The organism is Odoribacter splanchnicus DSM 20712, from assembly GCF_000190535.1.
GTDB lineage: Bacteria > Bacteroidota > Bacteroidia > Bacteroidales > Marinifilaceae > Odoribacter > Odoribacter splanchnicus.
In genome coordinates this window covers 2,046,134-2,069,518 of record NC_015160.1, presented here as the reverse complement: position 1 = coordinate 2,069,518, position 23,385 = coordinate 2,046,134, and the positions used below count along the sequence as shown (strand labels likewise).

Sequence of the window (23,385 nt, the reverse complement as noted above, 5' to 3'; positions counted from 1 at the left end):
TGTTTGCAGATACAGGCAAACGGATTTTCCCAGCAGACTCGTTTAAGTATAAAGATGGACAATGTCAGCATGAAGCAGCTGTTTGCGGAGATTGAGAAACGGACGGATCTGGCCTTTGTATACAATACGCAGGATGTGGATCAGTTAGGGACAGTGAATGTGAATTTTACGGATGAAGAAATCGGTAATATTTTGGACTATTGCCTGAGAGGCAAAGGTATAAATTACAGCATTGTGAACAATCATGTGGTGATTCGCAAAGGGGAACAGCAGTTGCCTCAGCAGAAAGCCCGGAAAATCACAGGTAAGGTGTTGGACAAGGCAAATCACGAGCCGCTGCCTGGTGCAACAGTGAAAATCAAAGGTACGAACATTGGTACTGCAACTGATATTACCGGGGCTTTCCAATTGTCGGTGTTGGAAGACAATACCGAATTGGAAGTATCCTTTATCGGTTATGCTCCCCAAAAGATCACACTAGGGAAAAGCAATGAGGTTACAGTTTATTTGGAACCTCAGACCTCGGAAATGGAGGAAGTGGTGGTGACCGGTATGTTTACCCGTAAAGCAGACAGCTACACCGGTGCCGTAACTACGATAAAGAAAGAAGAACTGCAGCGGGTAGGCAATCAGAATATCCTGCAATCGTTGAAAAATATCGATCCCTCTTTTCAGGTGTTGGAGAACAATGATTTCGGTTCTGACCCGAACCGGGTTCCGGAAATCCAGATGCGGGGAGCTTCCAGCTTTACGGATATGAAGGATAAATACCAGACCAATCCGAATCAGCCGTTGTTTATCGTAGACGGTTTTGAACAGACCATTGAAAAAGTGATGGATATGGATATGAACCGGGTGGCTTCCATTACCTTGTTGAAAGATGCCACGGCCAAGGCATTGTATGGTTCCAAAGGTGCGAACGGTGTGGTTGTGATTGAAACCTTGGCACCGGAAAAAGGGAAAATGAGGGTTTCTTATACCGGGAACCTGAATCTTCAGATGCCTGATCTTTCCAGTTACAATCTGGCGAATGCAGCGGAGAAATTGGAAATAGAAAAAAGGGCGGGCGTTTATACCTCTACCGGCGGTAATCCGATAGAACAACAGCAACTTGACGAAAAGTACAATTCCTATTATAATGAGGTGTTAAGAGGAGTAGATACCTATTGGTTGAGCAAACCGCTTCGGGTTGGTGTCGGGCATAAACACTCCTTGACTTTCGAGGGGGGAGACGATGCCGTACGTTATGGTGTGGATTTTCAGTACAACGATGTGGCCGGTGTTATGAAAGGTTCTAACCGGCAGACGATTTCAGTTGGCTTTAATTTGCAATATCGCTACAAATCCCTGATTTTCCAGGAACAACTGTCGGCTACCTTTAATAAGGCTAAAGAATCTCCTTATGGTAATTTTTCCGAATATGCCCGTTTGAATCCTTATTGGAGGGCTTATAACGAAGACGGTTCCATTAAAGAGATTATGGGGGATTATGAGCTTGCCAATTATCAAGGGACCAAACCGATTTATAACCCATTGACGAATGCGAGTATCAATACCAAGAACCAGAGTTCCTATACAGACATCACCAATAATTTCTATGTAGAATGGCTGGCATTCTCGGGTATGCGTTTCAAGGGCCGTTTGGGAATCGTTAACCGGAAAGATGAGTCTGAAGTTTTCTATCCGCGCGATCATACCATGTTTAAGGATATAGACATTAATTCTGAAGAATATTTTGAGCGAGGCAGCTATAGTATGGGAAACGGAAAGAACTTTGAATACAATGCGGATTTATCCGCCAACTATTCCAAAGAATTTGGCCGTCACTTAGTATTCGTCAATGCACAGTGGAGTTTCAGCGAAAAGAAATACAATTCAGTGGAATTTGCGGCCCGAGGTTTTGCCAACGATAAGATGGATTACATCACTCATGCCAAGGAATATGCTACCGGTGCACCAACCGGAAGCGAGTCTCTGGCCAGGGAAACCAGTGCGTTGATTTCGACCAACTATTCATACGATAACCGTTATCTATTGGATGCGACTTATCGGGCAAATGCTTCTTCTCTGTTCGGAAACGATAAAAGATGGGGACACTTCTGGTCGGCAGGTATCGGCTGGAACGTACACAAGGAGCATTTCTTAGAAGATTTGGAGGGATTGGATCAGTTGCGATTCCGGGCATCCACCGGATATTCCGGCTCTCAGAACTTCAATTCCTACCAGGCTATGGCTACCTATAAATATTACAATGAGGTCTATGATAATATCATCGGTTCTTATTTGCTGGGCTTGGCCAATCCGGACTTGCAGTGGCAAAAGACCCGGGACAATAATTTCGGAGTAGACCTGACCTTGTTTGATGCCTTGGATGTGACATTTGACTATTATGTGAAAAATACCGAGAACCTGCTGACTCCGGTATCTTTGCCGCCTTCTGCCGGTTTTTCTTCCTATACGGAGAACTTGGGCGAAACCAAAAACAAGGGGGTTGAATTTAAAGTAAATTACCGGGTGTTGAAAAATAACGACAAAGCCATGTATCTTTCCGTTTTTGCTTCCGGTATGCACAATAAAAACCGGATCACCAAGATTTCGGATGCATTGTCTGTAATGAACAATGAGCGTGACAAAGAGAAAGCCAACGGTGGCGGCGGAAATCCGAATTTAGAGGAAAATTCCGGCATAACCAAACCCTCTGTACGGTATGCCGAAGGCCAGTCTATGGATGCAATCTGGGCGGTACGTTCCTTGGGAATCGATCCTGCTACCGGAAAAGAAGTGTTCCTGGATTTGGACGGAAAAATGGTTTACGGATGGAAGGCTGAAAATCAGGTGGTCGTAGGCGACAAACAGCCTAAATTGAGCGGTACCTTTGGCTTTAACTTCGAGTATAAAGGTTTTAGTGTAAATACGTCTTTCTATTACAAACTGGGCGGTCAGTATTACAACCAGACCTTGGTGGATAAAGTAGAGAATGTGGATATCCAGTACAATGTGGACAAGCGGGTGCTTGACGATCGTTGGACAACTCCCGGTGTGCCTGCCAAATACCGCCGGTTCAATCCCAATGATGCTTTGACCCGTCCGACTTCCCGCTTTGTGCAGGATGTCCGGGAATTGCAGATGACCTCTCTGAATGTCGGGTACGATTTCAGGTATTGTAATTTTTTGAAGAAGAGTGGGATTGAACGCTTGAAATTGCAATTCTACATGAATGACGTATTCCGGACTTCTACCATTAAGGCTGAAAGAGGAATTGAATATCCTTTTGCGAGGTCATGTTCTTTTTCTTTGCAGGCTACTTTCTAACGGATAATAATGATTATAACTAAGAAAAACAGATATGATGAAGAAAAACATATACCGTTTGCAAGTGGTGTTCCTGCTGGTTGCGGGTTTGTTGAGTGCCACTTCGTGCAATGATTGGCTGGACGTGAAGCCCAAAACGGAAGAAGAGGCGGAGGAATTGTTCTCTACGATAGACGGATTTAAATCGGCTTTGGCCGGAGTGTACATCGGTTTATCCCAGTCCGGGCTTTATGGCCGGGAAATGACATTCGGTATGGTAGGCGTATTGGGACAGGAATGGGGAGATGGAGCTACTTTGAAGACAAATTATTCAGCTTACAATTATTTATTGAATTATAATTATGAGCAGAGTGTGTCCAAGGCGTTGATCGACGTTGTTTGGAATAAGATGTATGAAAACATAGCGAATGTGAATACCTTGATCCAATATACAGATCTGAAACGGGAAGTTTTGGGTGATTATTATGAAGTGGTGAAAGGGGAAGCTTTGGCTTTACGGGCTTATATGCATTTCGATCTTTTACGCTTGTTTGCTCCATACGATTTTACAGCGGAAGCCGAGCCGGCAATTCCATATGTACGCGAAGCTGTCCCGGCTATAGCTCCTCAGCTGACACCGGCCAAATTTGTCGAATTGGCTTTGGCAGATGTCGATGACGCCTTAGGATTACTGAAAGAGGATCCGGTTTATACCGGTGCTGATGTTGCGGGAGAGGATAACGGTTATTTGGCTAACCGGAATTTCCACCTGAATTATTATGCCGCTTTGGGACTGAAAGCCCGGATTGCTCTTTATGCCCAAAACAAGACGATGGCATACGAGGCAGCACATGAAGTCATTCTGGCACAACAGGAAAAAGGCCTTTTCCCTTGGGTAAAGCTGGAAGATATCACGACGACCGTAGTGAATCTGAGGGACAGGACATTCTCTTCCGAACATCTGTTTGCTTTTAATGCAACAAAATTGGAAGATTACATCAAAACGTATTTTCGGGAGATATCGACCCCATTGACGGAACGGTTACGGCCGGATGAACTGTATGAAGCGGACGATTACCGTGTGAATCTTTATGAGACTTACAGCGGTTTTACGGATGTGTTGACCAAATTCTGGCAAATGGATAGAGAGTACGTATCGGGTCAGGGATATGTAAGTCCGAAACGGGACCGGATGCCGGCTATCCGGATCGCAGAAATGTATTACATTGCGGCAGAAGCGTTGAAAGATACGGATATGCCGGCTGCACTCGGACTGTTGAATACACTGCGGATACACCGGGGATTAACGGAAGTAAAGAATCTGAGCAAAGAGGAATTACAACAGGAATTGGAAAGGGAATATTACCGGGAAATGATCGGTGAAGGGCAGGTGTTTTTTTATCACAAACGGATGAATACCAAAATGATTGCTACTGCCAATGCTGTCTATGTGCTTCCGATGCCGGATGATGAGATTAATTTGGGACAACGTCAATAACGTAAATGTTGCATTATGAAAAAGAGATTATTAATAGGAATATTAGGGTTCGCAGGCTTGCTTACGGCTTGCTCGGAAGATGAGATCGATTTTTACACCGGACCGGCGGCAGTCAATATAACGATTGACGGCGATGGTACCTTTGTTCAGGGGGGAATCGATTTGGAAAAAACATTTGATATCCAATTGGCTGTACAGGGCGAACATTCCGATAAGGATCGGGTTTTGAAATTTGCTTTTGGCAAGGAACATACGGCTGTTGCCGGAACCAATTTCGAATTGCCGATGGAAGTAACTTTGGAAGCCGGGCGTTTAGATACGGTAATTCAGTGTAAAGTATTCCGTGAAGGTTTGACGACGGAGCCGTTGATGTTCGACTTAATGATTGATCCGACCGGAGATTTTGCCGGAGGAGTGTATGATGAAGTATTAGTCAAAATGATGATTGGTTTCCCGACGGCATGGGTAGATCCCTCAGGTTGGGCTGCTGATTATTGGTTGGGCAAATGTACGCAGGCTAAATATGCATTTGTATTTGAACAGTTGGGAACTGTGGATTTGGGGCCTTATCAGGGAAATTTTGGTATGGGATATATGAATTTGGCTAGTAAATTTAATGAAATTCTGGAAAAAGATCCGAGGTTGGATGATGACGGACAGGTCATGAGATTTGGTAATGGCTATTAATTTATAATTAACATGTTATGAAAATTTGCAGATATATAGGATTTTCTTTTGTCTTGGCGATGTTTTTACTGACATCCTGTTTTGATGACAAGGGAAACTACGATTACAAAGAGATTGGGGAAGCGGTTATAAAGGCAATACCTGGTGTGACGGATAACGGGGATAAATTGGTCTGCCTGGAAAATGAACATATTCAATTAACTCCCGAACTAGAATTTAAGGAAGGTACGACGGCTGAGGATTACGAATTTATTTGGTACCGTTATCCCCAGCAGCCGCAAGGAACGTACCAGCATTATGAACAAGGGGATACTTTGGCGATGACCCGGAATTTGGATTATCGTATAGTAGACAGTCCGCGCGATTATTGGTTGGTATATAAGGTTATCAATAAGAAAACCGGAGCGCAGAATGAACAAAGGTTTGAATTTATCATTTCGGCTGTGAACGGTTGGATTGTTTTGGACGAAGATGCGGCTGGAAACGGCGATTTGCAGATCATCCGCGACAAAGACATCGTGGAGGGAGGAAATGGACAGGTAGTGAAGGATTATTTTTCCGTGAATAATGGTGGTAAAAAAATGCAAGGGGCCCGGTTTATCGGAATTTGTACAAATTCGTCGGTTTCGAATCTATATGTATATTCGGATGAAGGCGCATATATTATGGATGCTTCTACCTACAAGGAAAGAGAAGATGCAACCTATGCCGGATTGTTCAATTCTGTCGTTACATTGGATGCGGTTAATCCTCAGGCACATGTGTATGAAACCGATCATCGCCGTATGGATGTATTGGTGAATAATCATAAAGTGTATGCGATTGCTTATATCATGATGGGTGAAAGTCAGTATTCGGAGGCGAAAGGAGTGGATGATTATGTGGCGGCTCCGGCCATCGCCCCGGTGCGGATAAGCGGCCATGATAATTGTGCGGTATTGTTTGATACCAAAAACAATCGTTTTATCACAATTTCCGGATCTAAAGCTTTGGCGGCACCGGTATCTGCCGGAGGAGCTTTCAATACGGCTGCCATTGATCCGGATTTGGAATACGTATATATGAACGAGGGTAAAGACAGCGAGACTTGCTTAGTTATGAAGCATAAGACAACCGGTGATTTCTATCTGTTCCGGGCTAATTTGGCAGCGACTGAGCCGGTGGCTGTTGCGTGTGAGAACCTGGGTAACTTGACCGATATGAGTGAGGCGAAACAGTTTGTTTTTGGTATTAGGGGAAATGTCCTGTTTTATGCTACGGATACCAAAGTGTACGCTTGGCGTAACGGTAAAGAGGAGGCTACGGAATGTATGACGGTCGGAGCGGGTGAGCGGATCAGCCAAATCAAGATCTACAATAATCCTTCGGACAACGTTATGACGGGCAAAGTGCTGTTTGTAGCGACACAAAAAGGAGATGAAGGGAAAGTATACAAGGCTGTATTCAATGAGATGTCGGGTCTGTTGCTGGAAGAACCGTTGGAATATACCGGATTCAAACTTATCAGGGATATGTTTTATAAATAATGATTATGGAGGGACTGTTGCATTTATTTGTGACAGTCTTATCCATTTAAATTTAACAATGAAATTATGAAGAACAGAAAAAGGATTGGGATGAAATGGTTGGGAGGAGTGATGTTGGTATTGTTGTCACTGACAGGGAATGCCCAAAAAACAGTATTTCAAAACCTGACGTGGGAACAGGCTGCGGAGTTGGCACAGAAAGAGAATAAGATTATTTTGGTGGATGCCATGCGGGAACCCGCTACACCGGAGGCTCGGAAACAAAAAGACAAGGAAGAGGCGGTATGGCAGAAGGTTGCTGCCAACCTGGAATTTTGTAAACAGCATGTGGTGGCCATCCGTATCGATATGGCTTCTGAGGCTGGGAAAGAGTTTGCTCCGAAATTGGTGATGAATATGTATCCGACCTATGGTTTCTTCATGCCGAACGGTGATATTTTGGGTACGGTCAGTCCGTTTCTGTTGGCTAAAAATCCGGAACTTTTCCTGGAAAGAGGGAAAAAGGCCTGGGAGCAGGCCGAAGTGAAGAGAAACAACAAACGTTCTATTGTCTTTGAGGAAATCGGTTTGAAAGAAGCATTGGAAAAAGCTAAAAAAGAAAATAAACTGGTTTTCATTGATGCTTATACCGCTTGGTGCCAGCCTTGTGTCATGATGGGAAAAAATGTGTTTACCCTGGACAAAGTGGCCGATTTTTATAACCGGAATTTCATCAATCTGAAAATTGATTTCGGGAAAGAAAAAGAGTTGGCGGAGAAATATGCGGTACGTGGCTATCCGGCTTTCCTGTTCCTGAACGGAAACGGCAAACTGGTTCATGCGGGAGGTGGTTATACGGAAGCCGATGCTTTCATCGGTTATGGGCAGGAGGCATTGAAAAAAGCGGAAGGCATTGTCTTCTTCAAAGGGACCTGGCAACAGGCTTTGGAACAGGCCCGGAAAGAAAACAAACTGATTTTCATGGATTGTTATACCTCTTGGTGCGGACCCTGCAAGATGTTGGCGAAAGAGGTATTTACCGATCCGGAGGTGGCTGCTTTCTTTAATGAGAAGTTTGTGAATGTAAAGGTGGATATGGAGAAAGGTGAGGGGATGGAACTGAAAGAACAGTATAAGGTATCGGCCTACCCGACCTTGAATTTCATCGACGGTAATGGCGGGTTGCAACATTGTGTTGTAGGCGGCATGCCGGCGGATGCTTTGATCGCCCAGGCTAAATTGGCTTTGGAAGGGAAAGGACTGATTGCTTTGCAAACGCTTTACGTACAGGGAAACCGGGAATCTCAGTTTATCGAAGATTACCTGACGGCTTTGGATATGGGTAATCAGGCGGCCGAGGCTGAAAAAGTGGCTTTGGATTATTTAGGGAAGATAGAGCGGGCACAATTGAAAGAAAAAGCGAACTGGGATATGTTCAACAAATACATTAACGATGTCGATTCGGATATTTTCCGGTATGTGTACGACAACCGGAATGAGTTTGCCGGACTTTTCGGAGAAAAGGAAGTTAAGGCAAAAATTCGGAAAGTCTGGACGTTGGGGGCCAATCGCTATGTCACGGGAGAGGGAGAAGAAGTTGTGTACGACCAAAAAGGTTTTAAAAAATATGTGAAACGTCTGTCCAAAGCGGATGTGGACGGAAAAACGGATATCATTGAAAATGCCCGCATGACCAATGCCGAAAAATTGGGGGATTGGAAGACTTATATTGCGCTTGGCAGTGAACAGCTGAAAAACGGGAAAGTGGGTGATCTCGTTTTATATAACTGGGGATTGCGGATCAACCGGGGGTGCAAGGACTCTGCATTGAGGATGCAGGCAGCTCAATGGTTTGATGATGCTGCAGCAAAATCGAAAGAAGGACCGATGTCATTCAAGGTTTATTTTGAAAGAGTAGCCAATGATTTGAAACAAGATTATAAAGAAAGCAAATAAACAATTGAAATAGAATATGAAGAAGATTTTTAGTGTTGTGTTGGGCGGTTGCCTGTTGTTGGGTGCTTGTGCTGCTACTGAACAGAAGACGATCACCATTAAAGGGAAGGTGCAGTTTCCGGATAATCAGTATAACATGGAGATTGTGGAACGGAACGGTTTTGACAAGACCATTATCGACTCCTGTAAGGTAAATAAGGACGGAACTTACCGGTTTACCATGAAAGTGGATCGTCCCGGTGTGTATACGTTAGAGTGCCAGAAATGGCAGTCCGTACAGTTTTGGGCAGAGGATGAGGATTTGGAAATTAATTTCCGTGGTATGGATACGGCCCGGATCAAGATCAAGAATCCACCGTATGTGTATATCAATGGTGGGCCTAACAATGAAGTGATGAATTTGATGAACTGGGATGGCTACCGGGGTTATCAGCTAATGATCGGGATTTCGCAGGGTGTGTATCGGATTCAGGGATTGGATGACCAGGCAAAACAGGAAACTTCTATGAAATTTTATGATATGCTGAGCGATGAATCCAGAGCCCGGATCAAGTATATCGCAGAGCATTATGCTGACCGGAACAGTGTGCTGGCGGTGTTGCCGATGTTGCGCGGAAACGAGAATGCGGAGCTGGTTGAAAAGGTTCTGGCCAAATTGGAAGCTAAAAATCCGGATTATGCGCCATTGAAAAAATATAAAGCGGATATGGCCGAGGTAAAAGCTTTGCGTGAAAGTCTTACCGAGGGGAAAGTGGCTCCCGAATTTTCATGCCCGACTCCGGATGGGAGCAAGAACTTAGGACCTCAAGACTTTAAAGGAAAAATTCTGGTATTGGATTTCTGGGCGTCCTGGTGTGGTCCTTGCCGGGCTGAAATTCCGCATTTGAAAGAGGCTTTCGAGGCCTATAACAAAAAGGGTGTCGAATTCCTGAGCGTTTCTATCGACAAAGATGGCGCCGCCTGGCGGAAAGCAATGAAAGAGGAAAATATGCCTTGGGCTCAGGTGCAGGCTCCTAAGGCCGGTAAGGATGTGATGAAATTGTATCAATTCTCTGGAATTCCCTATATTCTGGTCTTGGATCAGGAAGGACGGATCGTCGGTAAAAATCTGAGAGACAAAGCATTGATGGATAAATTGGAGGAGATGGTGAGCGGCAAAAAGAAGGAGAGCGTGGCCATGCCGGCGATGGGAATGTAATTTTAGGTAAATTTGACACACTCTACGGAGTATCGGATTATTTACATTGAAAAAGAATATACATATGAAAAAATTATTTTTATTGACCCTGTTAATGGCAGGAGTGATGATGGGAGTGGAGGCTCAGAACCGGAGTATCGGTTTTGAACAGACCAGAGAATGGAAAAAGGTCATCAAAAAAGCTAAAAAGGAAAAGAAGCTGATTTTTGTGGACTGTTACACTTCCTGGTGCGGTCCTTGTAAGATGCTGGCTAAAGATGTATTTACCCGGGATGAAGTAGCGGATTATTTCAATGCCAATTTTGTATGTGCCAAATACGATATGGAGAAGGATGCCGACGGAGTGATCCTGAAAGACCGGTTCGGGGTGAAAGCATTTCCTACCTTGGTATTTGTAGACCCGGCCACCCAACAGGTGGTGCACCGGATGGTAGGGGCCGGATCGGCCGATTGGCTGATTGCAGGAGCCAAGCTGGCCAACGATCCGCAGAATAACCTGAGCGCCATGATCAAACGTTATGAGGCCGGAGAAAGAGGTGAACAGTTTTTATCTGCCTATCTGGCTGCCTTATCCGCTGCCTATATGGCCGAAGAGCAGGGTAAGGTGGCAGCCGAATACCTGAATTCGCTTTCAGAAGAACAGTTGGCTACCAAAGAGAATTGGGAGCTGGTGAAAAAGTATGTCAGTGATCCGTTGTCAGAACCTTTGAAAAAAGTCATGCAGAGCCGGGACAAATTTTATGCCGTGGCCGGTAAAGAGGTGGTCGACTATAAGCTGGATAACAGTATTATGGGAGCAACCATGAGACTGGCAGCTTGGCGTCCGGGTATGGATCAGGTTTTTGATGAAAAACGGAACGAAGAACTGATCGGTTACTTGCTTTCTGTCGATTATGCCGGGGCTCCGGCTGCTTTGGCACAGCTTTATACGGCTGCTTATATCCGTAAAGGGGATTTCCGCGGTATGCTGGATAAAATGAAGGAAGTGTTGAGTTATAATATGTTCCGGGCTGGAGCAGACCAGCATTATTTCCAGAACAATATCGAGGCCCTGACACTTTGCGACGATAAGGCATTAGTAGAGGAAGGTATCAAGTGGATTGACGAAGTATGCCTGAATACTTCCGATTATTTTACAAAAGCCAATCTGATGAATTCTAAAGCCCGGCTGCAAACCAAAATAGGGGATACGCTTGGTGCTGATAAATCCAAAATGGAAGAAGAAAAATATAATAAAGAAGGAGAGAGACGAAGCGGTGGTAAAGTTATGAGAGCTATGCGGATGAATTAAGAATTAGGGTTTGCCTGATAGAAAAGCTATTTAACAGGTTGAAGTTTTTCCGTTAGAACCGGACTTTGATTTGTTAAATAGCTTTTTTTTGAAAATGTTCCCTTAATTTTCGGATTGCACTGTATTTGAGGGTTTTCACCGTGTTGACCGATACTTTCAGCAGACGTGAGATTTCTTTGTTTTCCAAACCGGATAAAGCCAGACGGATGATTCGGGCACTTTGTTCCGGCAGTTGGCCGATGGCAGTCTGCAGCATTTGGTTTGTCTCTTCTTCGACGAACAAATTGAAAATCTGAGGTTCTTCGGTTTCCGGGTTTTCCAAACGGGCATATCGTTTATTTTCTCTTTCGAGTCCCCGGAGATAATTCGGGACATTCAGTAAATACTATAAAATCAGCCAACTAATTCATACATAAAATATTGCGAATTAGTTGGCTTTTTTGTATCTTTAGGTATTCCCCCGCAAATAAGGTTTGGCAGCCAAAACGGGGGAAATACCCTGACTAAGATATGGCTAAGATACAAAATATTTCAGAAATTCACCCTACTTTGGGGTTTACAGAATTTGATATTCTGGAAAGATACCGCAAAAGTTTTCATGAGAGTGAGCTTGGCAGGCTTCGTTCGGTATTTCCATTTGAGCATATAGCAAAGACTGTGGGCTTGTCGGACCAGCATCTGGGGCGCAGGAATATATTCAGTCCCTGCGCAAAGATTGCCCTTATGGTCCTGAAGGCATACACCGGATTCTCTGACAGGCAGCTGGTGGAACATCTGAACGGGAACATACACTACCAGATGTTCTGCTGGATTATGATAAATCCGTTCTTCCCCATAACCAACTACAAGATAGTCAGTGCTATCCGCAATGAGATAGCGTCCCGTCTTGATATTGATTCCCTCCAGGAAGTGCTGGCTTCACACTGGAAACCCTATCTTGACAGCCTTCACGTCTGTATGGCCGATGCCACATGCTATGAAAGCCATATGCGTTATCCTACTGACATGAAACTCCTTTGGGAAAGCCTTGAATGGCTCTATAGATATATCTGCAGGCATTGTGTGGAACCTGGCATAAGACGTCCCCGCAACAAATACAGGAATGTAGCGGAGTCCTATCTGTCCTACTGCAAGAAAAGAAAAAGGAAGGCTTCGAGGACAAAAATGCTCAAGCGTCGTATGATCAGGCTTCTTGAAAAGCTCCTCATACAGAGGGATGAGATTCATCGAGAGTACGGAACCTTACTCCGCTATACCCAGGATTACCAGAAACGTCTTTCCATCATCAGAAAGGTTCTTGTACAGGAAAAGGAAATGTTTGTAGGGAAGAAGGTCAGGGACCGCATCGTCAGCATTGACCGTCATTATGTACGTCCCATTGTAAGAGGCAAGGAAACAAAGTCCGTCGAGTTCGGTGCGAAGGTCAACAACATACAGATAGACGGCATATCGTTCATCGAACATCTTTCGTTCAAGGCTTTCAACGAAGGTATACGCCTGAAGGACTGCATCCGCATGCAGCAGAAGCTCATGAATGTGAGGATAAGATGCGTGGCTGCCGATTCCATATATGCCAATAATGCCAACCGAAAGTTCTGTACAAAATATGGAATATCAACATCCTTTGTACGCAAGGGAAGGGCGGCCAGGGATGAATCCTTGAGAAAGGTTCTCAGAAGTGAACTCTCCAAAGAAAGGGCCACCAGGCTTGAAGGCAGCTTCGGCACTCAAAAGCAACATTACTCACTCTCAAGGATAAAGGCACGGAACAGGAAGACGGAAATCCTTTGGATTTTCTTTGGAATACATACGGCAAATGCCATACTGATGATAGATAAGGTCAGGAACAGAGCGCTGAAAGCAGCATGATATGATTTTAACGAAAAAATCAGAAGAGGTCGTCAGACTTCTTCCGGAACGTCATGTCCTGCCTATAAGAGTATATGGGAAAATACAGAAAAATGACAATAAAAATGACATATGAAGTGATTATACTGGGGCATCTTCATATGCCATTGTATTTTATAGGGACATTTACTGAATATTCCTAAATAGCTTTTTTTTGAAAATGTTCCCTCAGTTTCCGGATGGCACTGTATTTGAGGGTTTTTACCGTGTTGACTGAAACATCCAGCAAACGTGAGATTTCCTTATTTTCCAAACCGGATAAGGCCAGACGGATGATTCGGGCACTTTGTTCCGGTAGCTGGCCGATAGCGGTCAGCAACATCTGGTTGGTTTCTTCTTCGATGAATAAATTGAAAATCTGGGGTTCCTCGGATTCCGGGTTTTCGAGGCGGGCATAACGGTTGTTTTCCCTTTCGATGCCCCGGAGATAATTCAGGGCTTCATTTTTAACCGAGACAAAGAGAAAATTCTCTATCGATTCGATTGTGTTGTATTTTTCCTGGTTTTCCCAGTAGCGGATGATGATTTCCTGAACAATATCCTGGGCGACAGCTTCCGATTTGACGAACTTTAGGGCAGAAGTATATAAAGCCGCATAATGCTTGCGGATAAAATTTTCCAATTCTGCATATTCTTTCATGGGCTGTGACCTTCATTTGGCAAGACAAATATAGTGATTAAAATCATCCCGATTTGTGGAATCAGGAAATAATCGGTAACTTTGTTTTGGAAAACAATTAAAAATCCGCAAGCATGGGCGACAAGATATATCCGATAGGCATTCAGAATTTCGAGAAAATCCGCAACGAGGGTTATTACTATGTCGATAAAACGGCTTTAATTTACCGATTGGTGAAAACGGGCAGTTATTATTTCCTCAGCCGTCCGCGCCGTTTCGGGAAAAGCCTGCTGATTTCCACGCTGGAAGCCTATTTCCTCGGGAAAAAGGAGTTGTTCGAGGGGCTAGCAATGGCGCAGCTGGAAAAGAATTGGATACGCCGCCCTGTGTTACATCTTGATCTGAATATCGGGAAATATGATGCTCCGGACAGTTTGGACAAAATCCTTGAGGAAGCCCTGTCCAAATGGGAGATTACGTACGGCACCGGTGTCGGGGAGACGACCCTCGCCCTACGCTTCAAGGGTATCGTGGAACGTGCCAGCCAGCAATCCGGTCAGCGGGTAGCCATCCTTGTCGATGAATACGACAAACCGCTTTTGCAAGCCATCGGCAACAAAGAGTTGCAATCCGCGTATCGCAACACGCTGAAACCTTTCTACGGTGTGCTCAAAACGATGGACGGCTACATACAATTCGCCATGCTGACGGGAGTAACGAAATTCGGCAAAGTGAGCGTGTTCAGCGACTTGAACAACTTGATAGATATTTCCATGGACGCACGCTATGTTGCCTTATGCGGAATTACCGGAAAAGAAATTCAGGACAATTTCGAGGAAGATTTACACGAGTTAGCCGAGGCGCAGAAAATGACTTACGAGGAAGCCAAAGCCGAATTGAAAGCCTGTTATGACGGTTATCATTTTGTGGAAGATTCCGAAGGCATATACAATCCTTTCAGCCTGCTCAATACTTTCTTCAAAATGAAGTTCGGCAGTTACTGGTTTGAAACGGGGACACCGACTTACTTGGTGGAATTGCTCAGGCGCTACCACTACGACTTGGAACGCATGGCAAACGAGGAAACCAACTCCGATGTGTTGAATAGCATTTACGGCGACGAGCAGCCGATACCCGTTATTTTCCAAAGCGGGTATCTTACGATAAAAGGGTATGACAAACGATTCGATCTATATCGTCTTGGTTTCCCGAATAAAGAGGTAGAAGAAGGTTTTATCAAATTTTTAATGCCTTTCTATACCCGTTTCAACAAAATAGAAGTTCCTTTCGAAATACAACAATTCACCCGTGAAATCGAAATGGGGCAACCGGATGCCTTTTTCAGGCGTTTGCGAAGTTTCTTTGCCGACACGCCCTACGAGGTGGCAACCGACTTGGAACGTCACTACCAGAATGTATTATTCATTGTCTTCAAACTGGTAGGATTCTACACGGAGACGGAGTACCGTACTGCTGAGGGGCGGGTGGATCTCGTGGTGAAGACTTCAGACTATATCTATGTAATGGAATTTAAACTGAATGGAACGGCAGAGGAAGCCCTACAACAAATCAACGACAAACGTTATGCCCTTCCTTTCGAGGCAGACAGGCGCAAGGTGTTCAAAATAGGCGTCAACTTTAGCGCGAAGACACGAAATATCGAGAAGTGGTTGATAGAAGTTTCGGAAAATGTTCTATAGGCGGCATCCCCTCCAGGGAGGCCCAATCGGACGGGGCACCTCTGTACCTGTTCTTCGGCAACATAAATCCGGACTGTTTCTCCCCGAGCGAGTATGCGGTAATCTGATACCATCTCAGCCCTTCGAGGCAGACTGCTCGAGGTGTTGTTAAAATTTATTTTTTTTTTAAGTTTCATTCATCCTTTACCTGCTTTTGCGGTGTCTTAGTATAAAAGGACATGAAATGGATTTACAAAAGGCATATCGTTTAGCTACAATTATCATTCGGGTAAAACTGGGGAATGTGACGGAAGAGGAGCGTTCGGAATTGCTGGACTGGCTCGACGAGAGCGAGGAGAATCGCCGGACATACAAAAGGATTATTCGCGGAGAGGCGATTCGCGAACGGATAGCAGGAGAAGAACGGATCGGAAAAGAGACCGATTATGAGAAAATACGAATTTCGGTCGTCCGGAGTTTGGTGGGACGCAGACGGAGCCGGCGTGTGCGCTTATGGAGGAGTGTGGCTGCTGCGGCTTGTATCTGTGCTGTGGCGGTGACTGTTTTGTGGGAATTGTCCGGTGTGCGGGCGGTACCGGAGGCTATGCCGCTGGCCGGACAACAAACAGAGACTGCTAAGGTAAAACTGATCCTGCACTCCGGTGAACAGATTGCTTTGGAGCAGAAGAAAGAACAGAGAATCGAAGCAGGGGATGCAGTGATTAAAAATGAACACGGACAACTGATATATGAAAGTAAAAATAGTCCGGCGACCGAAGAGCTGTTCAATAAAGTGGTAACCGCTATCGGGGGAGAGTATGCCTTGATTTTGAGCGACGGGACCCGGGTATGGCTGAATGCGGACAGCGAGTTGGAATATCCCGTGGAATTTGTTAAAAAAGAACGTATCGTGAAATTGAGCGGGGAGGCTTATTTTGAGGTGGCTCCGAATCCTGAACAGCCTTTTATCGTGGAAGCCGGAGGGATACAGACCCGGGTATTGGGAACTTCATTCAATATACAGGCTTATCGTAATGAGAAATCGGTATATACGACCTTGCTGACTGGAAGTATCCGGGTGGCGGTAGCAGACGGCGGTGATGCGGTGGTGCTGACTCCGGGACGGGAAGCGATTTGGGAAAAGGGAAGCGGGGCTATTCAGGTGGAAGCTGTCAATGCCGAGGATGCGATTGCCTGGAGATATGGGAATTTTATTTTTGAGGAAGAAGATATCGAAGTGGTTATGCGGATGTTGTCCCGCTGGTATGAAGTGGAATTTGTATTCGACGGAGGAAGGAAAGAAAAGCATACTTTCAGTGGACGGATGAGTAAAGACGAATCCCTGGATACCGTGCTCGAGACTATTGAATTAGCGGGAGGACCGGAATTCCGCCGGGAAGGAAATATCATACATCTGATTGAAAAATAAACCGGAGTTGTTTTGGCCAGCAACTCCGGAATAAAGACCTTGTCCAGAAACAAGGTATTGTCTAACTATTTTATGTACAAATTTATGAAAAAAAACGAAACTAAAAAATCGTTTGGAAAGCTTTTGTCCTGGCGGCAACTATGGTGTTGCTGTCTGATGCTGATCGGAGGACTACTACTAACAGACCGGCCGGCTTTTTCACAAGCCACAACCCAAGCCAATGTGTCTTTAAAATTAAAACAGGTGACGGTATTGGATGCGCTGCGGGAATTAAACCGGCAATACGACCGACAGCTGATGTTTAAGCGGGAGGAAGTGGAGCAGGTGAAGGAACCGGTCTCTGTCGATGTAAAAAAGGTAACTCTTTTGCAAGCCGTAGAGGCCTGTATCCGGGGAACCGGTTTGGTGGCAACCGACCGCAACGGGATTATTGTCATCGGTCCTGCGCGGCAAACCACACCTCCTGTTTCCCGGGTGATTCAGGGTATAGTGAGGGACGAGCAGGGAAATCCGTTGCCGGGGGCTACGATTAAAATCAAGGGTACCCGGATGGGTACTGCGACCGATTTCGAAGGCCGCTTTCAATTGGCTTTAGCCGGAAATGCACAAGTGTTGGAAGTATCTTTTATCGGTTATCGGACAGTTGAAGTAAACGTACAGGGGAAAGATGAAATTGAAGTCAGGCTGCAGCCCGATCAGGCTGAAATGGAAGAAGTGGTGGTTACCGGTTATCAGACGATCCGGAAGGAACGAATGACCGGTACGACGGCGACGATTACCGCCAATCAGATTGCAGGCCGGGGATTACAGTCGATCGACGAAATTCTGAATAGTACGATCTCGGGGTTGAATATGATCAGTAGTGGCCGGCCCGGACAGGACGCACAGATCCAGATTCGTGGGGTAAATTCGTTGACGGGGAGTACCGAGCCGATGTGGATTGTCGACGGTATGCCGTTACAAGGAGAGATTCCCAACATCCAAAGCGGTTCTACCGATTTGCAGGCGACTATTTTTACGACCGGAATCGGTAATATTGCACCGGACGATATCAAATCGATCACCGTATTGAAAGATGCTGCCGCTACAGCGATTTACGGTGCCAGGGCTGCGAACGGGGTGATCGTCGTCGAAACGAAAAGCGGACTTTCCGGGAAAACCCGGTTTAATGCTTCGGTGAATGTGGGGATTACCGAACGACCCCGGAATAACATCGACATGATGAATACTGCGGAGAAAATCCAGTTCGAACGCGAGATCTTTTACGATCAGCAAGGATATATCTATACCCCCGGGCGGGTGACTAAATTATTGCAGCAAGCAGCCTATGGAGAAATTTCTTCTGATGAGGCCGAACGGCGGATCGGCGAATTAGCTAAAATCAATACCGATTGGTTTAAAGAAATTTATCGCACGGCGATCAGTCAGCAATACAATTTCAGCATGTCGGGAGGTAACGAGAAAACACAACATTACGTTTCCTTGAACTACCTGAAAGAGGTCGGTACCGAACCCAATAATAAGTACGATCGGTTGGGGATGAACATTAAATTAACCCATAATCCTTCCGAAAAAATCCGGATTACCGGCGGGTTGGGAGCCACTATGAAAAACGACAGAGTGACGGCCAGTAGCGTAAATTCCCTGGAATATGCAATGTATGCCAACCCTTATGAACGATTGAAAAATGAGGATGGTACAAAGGCTTACGATATCAGCTACAATGCAAAGGAAAGTAGTATCCGGGACGGGCTGGATTGGGATACCTTCAATATTCTCGACGATCTGAACCGAAATACCAATACCAACCGTTATCTGGATGCCGAGCTTTCATTGAAGGTGGAATGGGAAATCGTCAAAGGCTTGATGTTTACGACCCATGGGGTTTATAATGCCAATTCCAACCATAACCGGATTATCGAAGGAGCGGATACCTATACCAATTTTATCAATAACTGGTATTCCTACAAGGGAGAAATTCCGCATGACATGGTGAAGGGCTCTTTGCGGGAGGCTACAGGATATACCAATGCCTATACATTTCGGAATACACTTCAATATACGGGGGAATATGCCGGAAAACATTATATCTCTTTGTTTGCCGGGCAGGAAATTCAGGAGCGGACCGCTTATAATTCCTTCAATTATTCTCCGGTATTCGACGAAGAACACCGGATCGTCGGATTCCCTGAAATGGACGGTATCGACGGATCGGAAATCAATTATAACGCCTTGGGAGGGACAGGAAAGTCGGTCAGCAAAATGTCTTCCTTTTTTGCCAATGCCTCATATTCCTACCTGGATAAATACATTTTGACCGGAGCATTGCGCTATGACGGTTCGGATATTATCGGAAACGACAACCAGTTTACTCCGTTGTGGAATGTCGGCTTACGCTGGAATCTGCATCGGGAGGAATTTATGAAGCGGTGGATGTGGGTAGACCAGTTCGCTGTCCGGGGTGGTTTCGGATATACCGGGAGTATCGACAAGAATGCCCTGCCTTTTGTGGTGATGACCCTCGGACAAAGTGTGATTTATGACGGGCAAACTGTACCGACTTCTTTCAGTTACCCCAACCCGAATGTAAAATGGCAGACCAAACAGGATATGAATGTCGGCCTGGACCTTTCGCTATTCGACTATCGGTTGGAATTGGGAGTGAATTACTACCACAACATCACCCGGGATGTGCTCGACCGGAAAGCTTTACCCTATTCTTCCGGACGGAATGAGGTGACGGAAAATGTAGCCGATATTTATAATAATGGATGGGAAATCGATCTGGGAGTAACCTTATTGAAAAATAAATCTTTTCAATGGTATGCCAAAGCGAACATTGCGATCAACGATAATAAAGTGAAAAATACGTATTATAAGGAGACGAAGGATCTGCCGAAAGCAACCTTGAGTAATGCACATCAATTTGTAGAGAATCAGCCGGTGAACGGTTGGTATGGGTATAAGTTTGCAGGAATCAATCCCATCAACGGAGCGGTAATGACTTATACCGGCAATGGGGAGGCAACCTTGGATATGTCGGTTAGCGGAGCTACATGGCCTACCCCTTCGGTGTTTTATTTAGGAAATCTTACTCCTCCGGTCGTGGGCGGATTTTCAACTTCTGCCAATTGGAAACAATTGATTTTTTCTGCTAATTTTGAGTTTAAGACCGGACATAAAATCAAATCGTTCAATACCTTCCGAAGCCTGGATGCCCGTAATCGTCACACCTCCGAAGCGAATCGCTGGCGTGAACCGGGAGATATCACCAATGTACCTGCTATGTCGGAAGCCTTTACCACCTATTCTTCCTATATGTACGATATCTTATTGGAGAAAGGAAACTACCTCCGCTGTAGCTATATGACGCTGGGATATAACCTGAAACCCGAATGGCTGCATAAAATAGGTTTCAGCACTGCCCGGCTCAGTTTTACAGCGAAAAATCTGTTTACGATTTCCAGTTATAGCGGGATCGATCCGGCACTGATGGGTTCGTTCGGTTATCCGAATTCCCGGAAATATACGATTACTTTAAATGTTGGATTCTAAAATTGAAAGAGATGAAGAAATTATTCTTATATGTCACCCTGATTCTGAGTTTTACTTCGTGCGAGAAATATCTGGAAGTGAAACCTTCGAATATTCTGGCCTTGAAAACTTATGACGATGTGAAATCTTTATTGGGGTCGCATTTGAAATTATACACCGTGACTTTTTTCAGCTCCCATGAATTGGCAGGAACGAACGTTCCCTGGAGAACGGACGATTTGTATTTGTTTTTCGGTTTTTATAGTGACGATTTGAATACCGATACCTGGCTGAACGGAAATTGGATGGCTAATAATAAAAGAGCGTTGTATACAAACAGTTTGAACTGGCAAAATACCACAATGCCCGGGACGATCTGGGGAAACTATTTCAGTAATATCGGTTTTTATAATACGATTATCGACGAACTGGCGAATGTCAGTGCTTCACAGGAAGAAAAAGATATCGTCGAACAGGAAGCCCGTTTTCTGAGAGCCTGGTATTTGTTTAAAGTGTTGCAATATTTTTCTCCCTATCACAGCAATGAACTGGGGATACCGTTTAATACCGATTCGCAAGCAGTCGGAAGTTATAATAAACAGCGGAAAACGCAGGCTCAGGTATATCGGTTTCTGATCGATGAGTTGACTACGGTCATTGATTGTAAGACAGAACCCCGGGCGACTTATAATATTTTTTACGATAAGAATCTGGCCCATGCTTTGCTGGCTGAGATCTACCTTTTTAAAGGCGGTTCGGGAGCTGGCGAGAAAGAGGATTATGTTCAGGCAATTATGCATGCACAGGCGGTTATGAAAAATTATCCGTTGCAGGGGATAGATGAATTCAAACCTTTTGAAACCTATAAGACAAGTGAGGGGGGAGTATATAAAAATAAAGATCAGGCCTTATTGTCCTTTTTGTGGTATACCGGAGATGCGGGCATGTACGGGACGATGGAGGCTTATGGTTTACTCGAATTTGTCCGGGATGAACTGTTCGAATTGTTCGATGAAAACGATGTTCGCCGTTCCCTTTACTTTAATCCCGAAAACAAGGCTATCCGTAAATTCAAGGATCTGCCGAGTTTCTATGGGGTGTTGCACTTTTTCCCGGTTTCCGAAATGTATCTGATCGAGGCTGAAAGTTATGCCCGTAACGGACAGGAAGGAGAAGCCCGGCAAGCCTTGGAAGAGTTCCAACGCCATCGGATCAGAAATTATCAGGGATACAAAGGAGCGGATTTGTTACAAGAGATTATGAATGAACGGCGGAGAGAGTTTTGCCTCGAATACGATATGCGGTGGTGTGATCTGATCCGGATTCAGAAGGGATGGTCCAGAAATTCTTACCAGAATCCGGAAGAAGCCGTCTATACACTGGAAGATAACGATTTCCGCTTCTGTTTCCCTATTCCTTTGCTGGAAGAAATGCAGGAAAATAATCAAATAGAACAAAATCCCGGGTGGAGTATGTTATAATTTTAAAATGATGAATGAGATGAAAATAATAGGTTATATTTTGCTGATTGTTTTGCTTTTTTCGTGCGAAAAGAGTGAATATGAAACCTGGCTGTACGAACCCGGAATCGAAGCCGTCGATTCAGTGGCTATTTATCCCAATAGTCCCGTTTTGATCGCGAATGGTAAAGCTCAGTTGAGTTTTCTTGTAAAAGCTTATTCGTTTGTGAAAGATAAACGGACGATCGAACAGGTGATCGATGGGGAACATATTGTCAAAGACTCTGTGTTTACGAAGATTTCTGCAATGAAAATGGATCGTTTCGAAGCATCTGAAATACAGATTAAGACCAGGGATGGCAAGTTGATCGAGGGACAGAAATTCTCGGCCACCGAAGGGGCTGGAACGGATGTTGAATTTGTATGTACTATTCATGGGATAGAAAGTGAACCTTGTAAAGTGCATTTGATCGCCGATCCGGTAATGGATTTTCCGACTATTACTGTTCCGGTTGTTTTCCATCTGTTGGTTACAGATAAAAATATCAATAGGTATGATGGCATAACGACCGGGTTGTTACAGGGATTTATCGATCGGGCCAACAAGGTGTTTTCGGGAACTTATGCCGACGATCCGGTAGCCGTCGACAGTAAAATTCGCTTTGAATTGGCTACGGTGGATGTACAAGGGAATAAACTCGCTACCCCGGGAATAAACAGAGTGGAAATGGGAACTCCTGCTTATGGCGAAGTTGCCGGTTATATTAACAAGAATTTACTATGGGACCCGAACCGGATATTGAATATCTGGGTAAACGATGAAATTTATGGGACCAATGCTTATGCTCCGGCTTATATTTTGGATAACGGAACCGCTGTACCCGGTTTGAAAATGAATTCGGTTGCTACAGCTGATGAAGTAAGTTTTACTTCGTATAGGGAAGTAGGCATTACTCTTACTGTGAGTTCGATATTCTCGATCAATAAAGGGGGCTATGAATATTATCTGGGTACACATTTCGGATTAATGCCTACGGTGTTCAGTACTTATTCGGGAATTCCCTTTGTTAACGGAGATGTAGATTTTTGTTCGGATACTTATACTTATGAATTAGGGCCTATTGCTTTGGAAAAGAATACTTATTCGGATGATAAACAGGCTCCGGTGATTTATTATAATTCCTGTAATATCATGGATGGAAGTTCGGCATCGACTTCCCTGACCTATGAGCAGGTTTTGCGTATGAGGAAAGTGATTGCTAATTGTCCGGGACGGATGTTCGATTAATATAATAACCATGTGCTGATGTGCTCCCGGGAGTTACTCCAT

General features: G+C 44.8%; 15 protein-coding genes. 13 read left to right on the top strand and 2 right to left on the bottom strand.

Going from position 1 to position 23,385, the window contains the following annotated elements:
• The first annotated feature begins 3 nt into the window (after positions 1-3).
• The 7 genes from ODOSP_RS08620 (at position 4) to ODOSP_RS08590 (ending at position 11,426) form a co-directional block, all read left to right on the top strand.
• A complete protein-coding gene (locus ODOSP_RS08620; protein WP_167535992.1) occupies positions 4-3,312 on the top strand; it encodes a SusC/RagA family TonB-linked outer membrane protein in 3,309 nt (1,102 codons plus the stop codon).
• A 34-nt stretch (positions 3,313-3,346) separates the two neighbouring features.
• Positions 3,347-4,789, top strand: a complete 1,443-nt coding sequence (locus ODOSP_RS08615) for a RagB/SusD family nutrient uptake outer membrane protein (RefSeq protein WP_013611949.1) — start codon at positions 3,347-3,349, stop codon at positions 4,787-4,789.
• A 15-nt stretch (positions 4,790-4,804) separates the two neighbouring features.
• The gene (locus ODOSP_RS08610) at positions 4,805-5,476 is read left to right on the top strand and encodes a DUF4843 domain-containing protein (RefSeq protein ID WP_013611948.1); all 672 of its coding nucleotides are present in this window, start codon (positions 4,805-4,807) and stop codon (positions 5,474-5,476) included.
• Between the two features lie 17 nt (positions 5,477-5,493).
• Positions 5,494-7,002, top strand: a complete 1,509-nt coding sequence (locus ODOSP_RS08605; RefSeq protein ID WP_013611947.1) for a PKD-like family lipoprotein — start codon at positions 5,494-5,496, stop codon at positions 7,000-7,002.
• A 66-nt stretch (positions 7,003-7,068) separates the two neighbouring features.
• A complete protein-coding gene (locus tag ODOSP_RS18780; protein ID WP_049782869.1) occupies positions 7,069-8,937 on the top strand; it encodes a thioredoxin family protein in 1,869 nt (622 codons plus the stop codon).
• A gap of 16 nt (positions 8,938-8,953) precedes the next feature.
• A complete protein-coding gene (locus ODOSP_RS08595; protein ID WP_013611945.1) occupies positions 8,954-10,135 on the top strand; it encodes a TlpA disulfide reductase family protein in 1,182 nt (393 codons plus the stop codon).
• Between the two features lie 64 nt (positions 10,136-10,199).
• The gene (locus tag ODOSP_RS08590) at positions 10,200-11,426 is read left to right on the top strand and encodes a thioredoxin family protein (RefSeq protein WP_013611944.1); all 1,227 of its coding nucleotides are present in this window, start codon (positions 10,200-10,202) and stop codon (positions 11,424-11,426) included.
• A gap of 73 nt (positions 11,427-11,499) precedes the next feature.
• Here ODOSP_RS08590 and ODOSP_RS08585 read toward each other — a convergent pair whose 3' ends face one another.
• Positions 11,500-11,748, bottom strand: coding sequence for an RNA polymerase sigma factor (locus ODOSP_RS08585; RefSeq protein WP_228026164.1), 249 nt, complete (start codon positions 11,746-11,748; stop codon positions 11,500-11,502).
• 188 nt (positions 11,749-11,936) lie between these two features.
• Here ODOSP_RS08585 and ODOSP_RS08580 point away from each other — a divergent pair, with 188 nt between their 5' ends.
• Positions 11,937-13,295, top strand: a complete 1,359-nt coding sequence (locus ODOSP_RS08580) for a transposase (RefSeq protein ID WP_013611943.1) — start codon at positions 11,937-11,939, stop codon at positions 13,293-13,295.
• A 178-nt stretch (positions 13,296-13,473) separates the two neighbouring features.
• Here the strand turns inward: ODOSP_RS08580 and ODOSP_RS08575 are convergent, their stop codons facing one another.
• Complete coding sequence (locus ODOSP_RS08575) at positions 13,474-13,974, bottom strand: sigma-70 family RNA polymerase sigma factor (protein ID WP_013611942.1); 501 nt, start codon at positions 13,972-13,974, stop codon at positions 13,474-13,476.
• Between the two features lie 113 nt (positions 13,975-14,087).
• Between ODOSP_RS08575 and ODOSP_RS08570 the strand changes: the two genes are divergently transcribed.
• The 5 genes from ODOSP_RS08570 to ODOSP_RS08550 all read left to right on the top strand — a co-directional run bounded on the left by ODOSP_RS08570 (position 14,088) and on the right by ODOSP_RS08550 (position 23,343).
• Positions 14,088-15,653 carry an ATP-binding protein gene (locus ODOSP_RS08570; RefSeq protein ID WP_013611941.1) on the top strand — a complete coding sequence of 522 codons (1,566 nt, stop codon included), beginning with the start codon at positions 14,088-14,090 and terminating at the stop codon, positions 15,651-15,653.
• Between the two features lie 223 nt (positions 15,654-15,876).
• On the top strand, positions 15,877-17,061 hold the full coding sequence (locus ODOSP_RS08565; RefSeq protein ID WP_013611940.1) for a FecR family protein: 1,185 nt from the start codon (positions 15,877-15,879) through the stop codon (positions 17,059-17,061).
• A gap of 84 nt (positions 17,062-17,145) precedes the next feature.
• Complete coding sequence (locus ODOSP_RS08560; RefSeq protein WP_157741838.1) at positions 17,146-20,616, top strand: SusC/RagA family TonB-linked outer membrane protein; 3,471 nt, start codon at positions 17,146-17,148, stop codon at positions 20,614-20,616.
• Positions 20,617-20,627: 11 nt separating this feature from the next.
• Positions 20,628-22,076: a RagB/SusD family nutrient uptake outer membrane protein gene (locus ODOSP_RS08555; protein WP_013611938.1), complete on the top strand. Its 1,449-nt coding sequence runs from the start codon at positions 20,628-20,630 to the stop codon at positions 22,074-22,076.
• 19 nt (positions 22,077-22,095) lie between these two features.
• On the top strand, positions 22,096-23,343 hold the full coding sequence (locus tag ODOSP_RS08550; protein ID WP_013611937.1) for a zinc metalloprotease: 1,248 nt from the start codon (positions 22,096-22,098) through the stop codon (positions 23,341-23,343).
• The last annotated feature ends 42 nt before the right edge of the window (positions 23,344-23,385 follow it).

What these genes read in the sequence shown, in the direction of transcription:
- ODOSP_RS08615 (WP_013611949.1), top strand. Translation starts at nt 3,347, where the DNA reads ATGATGAAGAAAAACATATACCGTTTGCAAGTGGTGTTCCTGCTGGTT.
- ODOSP_RS08610 (WP_013611948.1), top strand. Translation starts at nt 4,805, where the DNA reads ATGAAAAAGAGATTATTAATAGGAATATTAGGGTTCGCAGGCTTGCTT.
- ODOSP_RS08605 (WP_013611947.1), top strand. Translation starts at nt 5,494, where the DNA reads ATGAAAATTTGCAGATATATAGGATTTTCTTTTGTCTTGGCGATGTTT.
- ODOSP_RS18780 (WP_049782869.1), top strand. Translation starts at nt 7,069, where the DNA reads ATGAAGAACAGAAAAAGGATTGGGATGAAATGGTTGGGAGGAGTGATG.
- ODOSP_RS08595 (WP_013611945.1), top strand. Translation starts at nt 8,954, where the DNA reads ATGAAGAAGATTTTTAGTGTTGTGTTGGGCGGTTGCCTGTTGTTGGGT.
- ODOSP_RS08590 (WP_013611944.1), top strand. Translation starts at nt 10,200, where the DNA reads ATGAAAAAATTATTTTTATTGACCCTGTTAATGGCAGGAGTGATGATG.
- ODOSP_RS08580 (WP_013611943.1), top strand. Translation starts at nt 11,937, where the DNA reads ATGGCTAAGATACAAAATATTTCAGAAATTCACCCTACTTTGGGGTTT.
- ODOSP_RS08575 (WP_013611942.1), bottom strand. Translation starts at nt 13,974, where the DNA reads ATGAAAGAATATGCAGAATTGGAAAATTTTATCCGCAAGCATTATGCG.
- ODOSP_RS08570 (WP_013611941.1), top strand. Translation starts at nt 14,088, where the DNA reads ATGGGCGACAAGATATATCCGATAGGCATTCAGAATTTCGAGAAAATC.
- ODOSP_RS08565 (WP_013611940.1), top strand. Translation starts at nt 15,877, where the DNA reads ATGGATTTACAAAAGGCATATCGTTTAGCTACAATTATCATTCGGGTA.
- ODOSP_RS08560 (WP_157741838.1), top strand. Translation starts at nt 17,146, where the DNA reads ATGAAAAAAAACGAAACTAAAAAATCGTTTGGAAAGCTTTTGTCCTGG.
- ODOSP_RS08555 (WP_013611938.1), top strand. Translation starts at nt 20,628, where the DNA reads ATGAAGAAATTATTCTTATATGTCACCCTGATTCTGAGTTTTACTTCG.
- ODOSP_RS08550 (WP_013611937.1), top strand. Translation starts at nt 22,096, where the DNA reads ATGAAAATAATAGGTTATATTTTGCTGATTGTTTTGCTTTTTTCGTGC.